Below are 1249 nucleotides of genomic sequence, written 5' to 3' on the forward strand. Positions count from 1 at the left end.
ATAACGTTTTGCAGCTTGGCGAAGTGGCGGATTTAGAGGTACTTACTTTCAATTTAGCACAAATGTTTATTTGAAAACCAAATGTTCAATTTAGCACTAAACCCGCCATTTTGCCAAACTGCTGTTAGCAGATGTTGTAATTTTTATTTGTTCGTTTTCGTTACTTCATCATACTTTAATTCCACTTTTCTGTCGCCATCAAATTCAACAATTACTAAGTTTGAATTAACTCCAATAATTTTTCCGTCAGTTAGTTTTCCTTTTCTTTTGAAAACTACGCTATCTCCAACATTCAATGTGATTTTTGCATTAGCTTCTGTTGATACATTTATTAGTGTATTTTGTGTTCCCCAAACATCACCAATAATTTTTACTTTTTTTCCGTTGCTTTTTACATAAACTTTTACATTTCGCAAAAATTCTCCTTCATATTTTTTAGTCAAATTATCAACTGCTTGTTCCATTGCGTCAGCGTCAGCTTCTGCTACCGCTTCAACTTCACGAGTTAATAAAGTATATTTTTTACTATCATCAACATTTCTGTTTCCGATTGTTGTTAAATCGCCAATTCTGTTCCAACTTCCACAACTTGCTAAAGACAAAGTTATTCCTAAAAGTATAATTTTATTTTTCATTCTGTTTTTGATTAGTTTACAATTATTGAACTTGTTGCCATTGTTCCTTTGGCTAAATTTGTTTGATAATGAGTTACGCTTTTCCAAATATAACCACCAGAACCATTTGAAACAAAAGCTTCAAAGTAATATGTTGTTGGAGTAGTGGAAGTTATCATTGAATTTAAGTCAAAATATGCTAAACCATTAGCATCGGTTGTAACTTGTTTTTTAATCGGAGGTAAAGCACTTGTCGAAGTTACAGGTTGGTCAAACATCATAATGATGTAATTTGGTTTTACAACACCAGATGAAGTTGTTGCTGTTAATTTTACCCAAGTGTTCGTTGTTGTAGAGCCACCGCCTGTTTCTGTTGAGCTTGAATCGTCATCTTTTGAACAAGAAATTGTAAAAATTGTAACTAATGCCAAAATTGTTGCTTTGAAAAAATTTGCTTTCATTAAAATAGATTTTTGTTTTGTGCTTACTTTATTTTATGCTTTTTTGGTGTAAAAAGTCATTTGTGGCTTTCGGTTTTTCAGCTTATTTCCAGCCGTTAACAAATATTTTTTTCAAGTTAGATTTTTTGAGAAATTCCTTATTAGTGTTCGGTTTTTCAACAATATCTGCTAACG

At 31.6% G+C, this 1249-nt stretch carries 2 protein-coding genes; both read right to left on the reverse strand.

Going from position 1 to position 1249, the window contains the following annotated elements:
* Nucleotides 1-143: 143 nt before the first annotated feature.
* A complete protein-coding gene (locus tag Q361_RS13585) occupies nucleotides 144-635 on the reverse strand; it encodes a hypothetical protein (protein WP_103727256.1) in 492 nt (163 codons plus the stop codon).
* A gap of 11 nt (nucleotides 636-646) precedes the next feature.
* Nucleotides 647-1075, reverse strand: a complete 429-nt coding sequence (locus tag Q361_RS13590; protein WP_103727257.1) for a hypothetical protein — start codon at nucleotides 1073-1075, stop codon at nucleotides 647-649.
* Nucleotides 1076-1249: the final 174 nt, after the last annotated feature.

The organism is Flavobacterium croceum DSM 17960, from assembly GCF_002917885.1.
GTDB classification, from domain to species: domain Bacteria; phylum Bacteroidota; class Bacteroidia; order Flavobacteriales; family Flavobacteriaceae; genus Flavobacterium; species Flavobacterium croceum.